Annotated in this window: 6 protein-coding genes; 2 read left to right on the top strand and 4 right to left on the bottom strand. The window is 70.9% G+C overall.

The annotated features are described in order from the left end of the window. The first annotated feature begins 661 nt into the window (after positions 1–661). Positions 662–2,110, top strand: coding sequence for a glycosyltransferase family 39 protein (locus ACIBI9_RS22960; protein WP_397224179.1), 1,449 nt, complete (start codon positions 662–664; stop codon positions 2,108–2,110). Between the two features lie 57 nt (positions 2,111–2,167). Here the strand turns inward: ACIBI9_RS22960 and tyrS are convergent, their stop codons facing one another. After that, positions 2,168–3,433 (bottom strand): tyrosine--tRNA ligase, encoded by a 1,266-nt coding sequence (gene tyrS, locus ACIBI9_RS22955; RefSeq protein WP_397224178.1) that lies wholly within the window; start codon positions 3,431–3,433, stop codon positions 2,168–2,170. 194 nt (positions 3,434–3,627) lie between these two features. Here tyrS and ACIBI9_RS22950 point away from each other — a divergent pair, with 194 nt between their 5' ends. Continuing rightward, complete coding sequence (locus ACIBI9_RS22950) at positions 3,628–3,927, top strand: PH domain-containing protein (protein WP_397224177.1); 300 nt, start codon at positions 3,628–3,630, stop codon at positions 3,925–3,927. Here ACIBI9_RS22950 and ACIBI9_RS22945 read toward each other — a convergent pair. The 3 genes from ACIBI9_RS22945 to ACIBI9_RS22935 form a co-directional block, all read right to left on the bottom strand. Further along, positions 3,867–4,640 (bottom strand): DNA-3-methyladenine glycosylase, encoded by a 774-nt coding sequence (locus ACIBI9_RS22945; protein ID WP_397224176.1) that lies wholly within the window; start codon positions 4,638–4,640, stop codon positions 3,867–3,869. The genes ACIBI9_RS22950 and ACIBI9_RS22945 overlap by 61 nt on opposite strands. After that, positions 4,622–6,058: an argininosuccinate lyase gene (gene argH / locus ACIBI9_RS22940; RefSeq protein ID WP_397224175.1), complete on the bottom strand. Its 1,437-nt coding sequence runs from the start codon at positions 6,056–6,058 to the stop codon at positions 4,622–4,624. The genes ACIBI9_RS22945 and argH overlap by 19 nt, the downstream gene beginning before the upstream one ends. Positions 6,059–6,149: 91 nt before the next feature. Next, a complete protein-coding gene (locus tag ACIBI9_RS22935; RefSeq protein ID WP_397224174.1) occupies positions 6,150–7,349 on the bottom strand; it encodes an argininosuccinate synthase in 1,200 nt (399 codons plus the stop codon). Positions 7,350–7,369 lie beyond the last annotated feature (20 nt).

The raw sequence follows: 7,369 nt of genomic DNA, 5'->3' as shown, positions 1-7,369 counted from the left end.
CGCACTGCCCGGGACCGCACTGCCCGGGACCGCACTGCCCGGGACCGCACTGCCCGGGACCGCACTGCCCGGGACCGCACTGCCCGGGACCGCACTGCCCGGGACCGCACTGCCGCATGCCTAGATTGCTCGCGCCCACACCGCATGCCCACACTGCTCGCATGCCCAAAGTGCCGTGGGCGTCGATACAGGCCAGTGGCGTGATCGAAGCGCTGCAGGCTGCGGTGCGAGTGAAGGGTGCTGCTTGACGGTCCCGGTCACACCCCGCGCCGACGACGGGCCCCTGTTGCCTGGCTGGCCCTGTCGTGCTGGGGGCGGGCTCGGTTAAACCCGGCGTGCTGCGCTCATTGTCGGCGGCGCACGGCTCGCCCGCACGGTCTACCGCGCCCCTGGCGCAGGCGCCTTCCACCTGACGCGAGGCAGGCCGCGAACGTCGGTGTGGCAGACCTGGTCCCGGGGCGGATGGCGGGAGCGGTCGATCTGGACAAGGCGCGGGGCAAGCACCGCTGCCCGCACGGCCCCGAGAGCGAACTGCATCTCGAGTGCCACATGAAAGTAGCCGCCAAGGCTTCAAGGCGTTGCGGACGCGGCCTGCCCGAGGGTGCCCGACCGCAGTGCCGCATAAGGGGCGAACGCACCTTCTCCCGCGTATCCTGCCCCGGTGACCACTGCCGCCACACTCGCTCCCCCCGCCCGCCCCGCCGAACGCCTCCGTACGGGCACCCCATGGTGGATGTCCTTGCTCGCCGGCATCGCGGCGTTCACCGGCACGGGGTCCGCCACCCTGAACGGCGACGAGCTGGCCACCATCAGCGCCGCTTCCCGTTCGCTGTCCGGGATGTGGGAGCTGGCCCGGAACATCGACGGTCATTTCCTCCCGTACTACCTGTTCATGCACCTCTGGGTGAAGGCAGGCACGGCGGAGTTGTGGCTGCGGCTGCCGTCGGCGGTGGGGATCGGCGTGGCCGCCTGGTTTCTGGTCGATCTGGGGCGGCGGCTGCACAGCACGCGGGCCGGGGTGATCGCGGCCGCCGTCTTCGCGATCCTGCCCTCGGTGTCCTACTTCGGGGCCTTCGCCAGGTCGTACGCGTTCGCGGCGGCCGCGGTGGCGTTCTCGTTCTGGGCGCTGCATCGGGCCGTGGAGCGCTCCGAGGTCAGGCGGTGGGTGGTGTACGGGGTCGCGGTGGCCCTCGTGTGCTCCACCCACCTGTTCGCGGTGCTGGTGCTGCCCGCCCAGTTGCTGCTGCTGCGCCGGAGCCGGGTGGTGCCGATGCTGGCGGCGATGGCCGTCGGGTGCGTGCCCGCCGCGGTTCTGGGGCTGGTGGGGTTCGGGGAGCGGCACGCTATCAGCTGGATCCCCCAGCGTGGGCCAGAGGTGTGGCTGAAGTTCCCGAAGATGGCGGCGGGGGCGAGCGGGCTGGGCGTGATGGTGTTCGCCCTGGCGCTGGCCGGCGCGGTGCTGCTGTGGAGGGCGGCGCCACGCGGGGACAGGGTGTGGGCGTTCGCGCTGGTCGGGTGGCTGATCTTGCCCCCGGTGCTGCTGCTCGCCGTGTCGCAGCTCGTGACGCCCGTCTACGTGGATCGGTACCTGTTCGTGACCGCCCCCGCGCTGGCGCTGCTGGCGGGGCTCGCCGTGGCGGCCCTGCCCCGGTTCCAGGTGGTGGCCGCGATCGTGGTGGTGCTGCTCGGGTGCGTGCTGTCCGTTCAGGAGCACGTCACGGTACGCGAGGAGAACGGGCGTTTCGAGAACATCCCCTGGGCGTTGCGTGTGATCAAGGCCGAGCCCGACGACGCGATCGTGTACGGCCAGAGCCAGCTCCGCACGGGATTCGAGTACTACGCGGACTCCTTGATGCCGGTCGACGTGCTCAAGACCGGCGAAGCGCCCTCGCCCGACGGGTTCGGATACCCGGAGCGGCCCGATGCGGCGGCCGCGCTGGACGGGCGTGACCGGGTATGGGTGGTGTGGCGCGGGAGCAAGCAGTCGGGCCTCGACGGCGACGCGGTTCCGCGGGTGGCAGAGGTGGTGAAGGCGGGGTTCGAGCTGAACCTGGCCAAGCACTCCGCCGATCTTCCGGGGCTGACGGTGGCGCTGTTCGTCCGCCGCTGAGGCACCACACGGGAGCGGGCCCTCCCCCGGACGGGGAAGGGCCCGCGAACGTCCAGGTCAGCCGACCTCGACGCCGCCGATCGACTTCTTGCCACGCCGCAGCACCATGAAGCGCCCGTGCAGCAGGTCGTCCGAGCCGGGTACGTACGCCTCGTCGGTGATCTTGACGTTGTTGAGGTACGCCCCGCCCTCCTTCACCGCCCGCCTGGCCGCCGACTTCGACTCCACCAGGCCGCTGTCGGCCAGGAGGTCGACGAACGCCGTACCGAGCGCGGGGACCGTGGCCTTCGGCACCTCGGCCAGCGCCGCCCCCAGCGTGGAGGCGGGCAGGTCCTCCAGCGCGCCCTGGCCGAAGAGCGCCTTCGAGGCCGCCACGACCGCGTCGAGCTCGTGCTTGCCGTGGAGCAGCTCGGTGAGGTCCTCGGCGAGCGTCCGCTGCGCCTCGCGGGCGAAGGGGCGTTCGGCGACGGCCTTCTCCAGGGCCTCGATCTCCTCGCGGGTCTTGAAGGTGAAGACCTTGAGGTAGTGGATCACGTCACGGTCGTCGGAGTTGAGGAAGTACTGGTAGAAGGCGTAGGGCGAGGTCATCTCCGGGTCGAGCCAGAGGGCGCCGCCCGCCGTCTTGCCGAACTTGGTGCCGTCGGCCTTCGTGATCAGCGGCAGGGTGAGCGCGTGGACGTGCCCGCCCTCGATGCGGCGGATGAGGTCGGCGCCCGCCGTGATGTTGCCCCACTGGTCGCTGCCGCCGATCTGCAACGTGCAGTTGTGCCGGCGGTACAGCTCCAGGTAGTCGTTGGCCTGCAGGATCTGGTAGCTGAACTCGGTGTAGCTCAGCCCCTCCCCCTGCAGGCGCGCGGAGACGGACTCCCTGGCGAGCATGCGGTTGACCGGGAAGTGCTTGCCGATGTCGCGCAGGAAGTCGATGGCGCTCAGCTCGCCGGTCCAGTCGAGGTTGCTGACCAGCTGGGCGGCGTTCGGCTGGACGTCGAAGTCGAGGAAGCGGCCGACCTGGCCGCGCAGGCGCTCCACCCACTCCGCCACGACCTCGGAGGCGTTGAGCGAGCGCTCGGTGTTGCGCCCGCTCGGGTCGCCGATCAGGCCGGTGGCGCCGCCGACCAGGCCGATCGGGCGGTGCCCGGCGAGCTGGAGGCGGCGCAGCGTGAGCAGCGGCACGAAGTGGCCGACATGCAAGGAGGCGGCGGTGGGGTCAAAACCGGAATAGACCGTGATCGGGCCCTTGGCCATGGACGCGCGCAGGGCGTCGAGGTCGGTGGACTGAGCGATAAGCCCTCGCCACGCGAGGTCATCGAGAATGTCGGTCACGGTGCCGGCTTTCCGTAGAGACGTTGGACGTTGAGTATGACAAGCGTGCCCGATCGCTCGGGTGAACCGCCACTTGGATACGCTCTGTCTCCATGTGGAGGGTCCGTCGCGAGCTGGCCGTTTTCAAGATTTTAGGGGCTCTGGCGTGTGCTGGGCTCGCCGTCTACTGGTGGGTCGCCGGCGATGTCCGCGGCGTGATCCTGGCCGTCCCCGCCGCCGTGCTGGTCGGAGGGATGGGGCTGCGCGATCTGATCGTCCCCGTACGGCTGGCGGCCGACGAGAGCGGGATCACCGTGGTGCACGGGTTCGCGGGCAAGCGGCACGTGCCCTGGGAGGCGATCCGGGACATCAAGGTCGACGTGAGCAGGCGATGGGGGCGGCGGAGCGAGATCCTGGAGATCGACACCGGCGACAACCTGCACATCTTCAGCCGTCACGACCTGGATGCCCCTCCCACCGAGGTGGCCGCGGCGTTGCGGCGGCGGGGCACGTGAGCGCGGTAGGGCGACACGGTCGGGTCGCCGTCGATCCAGAACCGCCATGGCGTGTCCTTGGCGGTCGAGATGCCGGTACGCGGGCCTGACCTGATCGACGCCGCCTCCGCCGGGCGGCCCTCCAGCACGGCCGCCGCTCCATGCGGGATCCCGGTCAGCCGGCGATCCGCTGCGAAAGAGGCCCCCGCGATCGCGTCGAGGCCGTTGTGCTCGCGCAGCAGGCCGAGGGCCACGGCCAGCCTGGCCGGGCCGCGGGCGAGGTCCCGGTCGGGGATCGCCCGGCCGCTCGCGGCCGTGCCGTTGCCCGTGGACGTAGGGCTGTTGCCCGCAGACGTGCGGCCGTTGCCCGTGGACGTGCGCCGGGCGCGGGCCTCGTCGATGCCCGCCACCACCTCGCCGGCTCGCAGCAGCACGGCCGAGCCGAAACCCTCGGGCAGGCAGACCAGGTTCGCGCAGAAGTGCATGCCGTACGTGAAGTACACGTACAGGTGTCCCGGCGGGCCGAACATGACCGCGTTGCGCGGCGTCTTGCCCCGGTAGGTGTGCGCCGCCGGGTCCTCGCCGGGACCGCCGTACGCCTCGACCTCGGTCAGGCGCACGGCGACAGGGCCGTGCACGAGCACGCGCCCGAGCAGCTCGGGCGCGACCTCGTGCGACGGCCGGTCGAAGAAACCCCGCGGCAGCGCGGCGGAGCTCAGCTCCCCGCTGCCCATGCCGCCTGCGCGTCGACCGCCTCCCGCAGCGAGACGAGCTGGTCGCGGACGCGGTCGGGCGCGGTGCCGCCGTGGGCCTTGCGCGCGGCCAGGGCGCCGGGCACGTTGAGCACGTCGCGGACGTCGGGCGTCAGGTGCGACGACACCTTGATCAGCTCCTCGTCCGTGAGGTCGCCCAGGTCCTTGTCGTTGACCTGGCACCACACCACCAGGTGGCCGACCGCCTCGTGGGCCTCGCGGAACGGGACCCCGCGGCGTACGAGCAGCTCGGCCAGGTCGGTGGCCAGCGCGAACCCGTCGGGCGCCGAGGACTCCATGCGGGCGGTGTTGACCCGCATGGTCGCGACCAGCCCGGCCATCGCGGGCAGGACCAGGAGCAGCGTGTCGACGGCGTCGAAGACGGGCTCCTTGTCCTCCTGCAGGTCGCGGTTGTAGGTCAGCGGCAGGCCCTTGAGCGTGGTCAGCAGCGACATCAGGTTGCCGATGAGGCGCCCGGACTTGCCGCGGGCCAGCTCGGCGACGTCGGGGTTCTTCTTCTGGGGCATGATCGACGAGCCGGTGGAGTAGGCGTCGTCCATCTCGATCCAGCGGAACTCCTGCGAGGCCCACAGGACGATCTCCTCGCCCAGCCGCGACAGGTGCACGCCGATCATGGCCGCGTCGAACAGGAACTCCGCCGCGAAGTCACGGTCGGCGACGGCGTCCATCGAGTTGGGCGCGGCGGCGGCGAACCCGAGCTCCTCGGCCACGGCCTGCGGGTCGAGCGGCAGCGACGAGCCCGCCAGCGCGCCGGCGCCGAGCGGGGAGATCGCGGCGCGCTTGTCCCAGTCGGTGAGCCGGTCGATGTCGCGGGCGAAGGCGTGCACGTGGGCCAGGAGCTGGTGGCCGAACGACACCGGCTGCGCGTGCTGCAGGTGCGTCATGCCGGGCGCGGCCGTCTCGGCGTGCTGTTCTGCCTGGGCCATGAGCGCCGTCTCGAGCTCGACCAGGCGGGAGACGACCGAGCGGGCGTGATCGCGCAGATAGAGGCGCAGGTCGGTGGCGATCTGGTCGTTGCGCGAGCGCCCCGCGCGAAGCTTGCCGCCCAGCGAGCCGAGCCGCTCCAGCAGGCCGCGCTCCAGCGCCGTGTGCACGTCCTCGTCGGCGACCGTCGGCCGGAACTCGCCCGCCTTGCAGGCGCGCTCCAGGTCGTCGAGCGCGCCGATCATGCGCTCGAGCTCCTCGTCGCTCAGCAGCTCCGCCCTGTGCAGCACGCGCGCGTGCGCCCTGGACGCCGCCAGGTCGTACGGCACGAGCCGCCAGTCGAAGTGCACGCTCACCGACAGCCGGGCCAGCGCGTCGGACGGGCCGCTCTCGAAGCGCCCGCCCCACAGCCGCATCGGCTTGCCATCACTCACCGTTATCTCCTTCGTGACCATGTCAATGGTCGCACCCGCTTCGGGACTCGTCGGCATCGTTCCTCGCTCTCTCGCCCCGAGCTCCTGCGCTCCGGCGCGACCATAGTGCAAGTCACCCTTTCTTGGCGCCTCGTGCGGCGGCGATCTTACTGGGGAGGGAGAACAGCTGGACGAAGCCCTTGGCCAGCGACTGGTCGAACGTGTCGCCGGTGTCGTAGGTGGCCAGCGAGAAATCGTACAGAGACTCCTCCGAGCGGCGGCCCGTGACAGTGGCCCGGCCGCCGTGCAGCGTCATGCGGATGTCGCCGGAGACGTGCTTCTGCGCCTCGGCGATGAGCGCGTCGAGGGCGCTCTTGAGCGGGGAGTACCACAGGCCGTCGTAGACGAGCTCGCCCCACCGCTGGTCCACGCCGCGCTTGAAGCGGGCCAGGTCGCGTTCGACGGTGACGTTCTCCAGCTCCATGTGCGCGGCGATGAGGGCAACGGCGCCGGGCGCCTCGTACACCTCGCGCGACTTGATGCCGACGAGGCGGTCCTCGACCATGTCGATCCGGCCGACGCCCTGCGCGCCCGCGCGCCTGTTGAGCTCGTCGATGACCTGGTACGGCGTCAGCGCCCGCCCGTCGATCCTGACCGGGACGCCCTGCTCGAACGTGATGACGACCTCGTCGGCCTCGCGCGGGCGGGCCGGGTCGTCGGTGTAGGAGTAGACGTCCTCGGTGGGGCCGTTCCAGATGTCCTCGAGGAAGCCGGTCTCGACGGCGCGGCCCCAGAGGTTCTGGTCGATGGAGAACGGGTTCTTCTTCGACGTCTCGATGGGCAGGCCCTTGGCCTCGGCGTACTCGATGGCCTTGTCACGCGTCCAGGCGAAGTCGCGGGCGGGCGCGACGACCTTGAGGTCGGGGGCGAGGGCGGCCAGGCCGGCCTCGAAGCGGACCTGGTCGTTGCCCTTGCCGGTGCAGCCGTGCGAGACGACCGTGCCGCCGAACTGCTTGGCCGCCGAGACCAGGTGCTTGACGATCAGCGGGCGCGACAGCGAGCAGACCAGCGGGTAGCGGTCCATGTAGAGGGCGTTGGCCTGCAGCGCGGGCACGCAGAAGTCGGCGGCGAACTCCTCCTTGGCATCCACCACGATCGACTCGACCGCGCCGCAGTCGACGGCCCGCTTCTGGATCACTTCCATGTCCTCGCCGCCCTGGCCGAGGTCCACGGCGACGCAGAAGACCTCGGCGTCCATCTTCTCGGCGAGGTACGGGATGGCGACCGAGGTGTCGAGGCCGCCGGAATATGCGAGAACAACCCTTTCGGACATTACATATCTCCCGATCAAAT

Source organism: Nonomuraea sp. NPDC050451 (assembly GCF_044458585.1).
The sequence above is the reverse complement of the archived record's forward strand: the minus strand, read 5'-3'. Positions and strand labels throughout refer to the sequence as shown.

Excerpts from the sequence above, each read along its gene's own strand:
- ACIBI9_RS22935 (WP_397224174.1), bottom strand. The coding sequence starts at position 7,349 with ATGTCCGAAAGGGTTGTTCTCGCATATTCCGGCGGCCTCGACACCTCG.
- argH (WP_397224175.1), bottom strand. The coding sequence starts at position 6,058 with ATGGTCACGAAGGAGATAACGGTGAGTGATGGCAAGCCGATGCGGCTG.
- ACIBI9_RS22945 (WP_397224176.1), bottom strand. The coding sequence starts at position 4,640 with ATGGGCAGCGGGGAGCTGAGCTCCGCCGCGCTGCCGCGGGGTTTCTTC.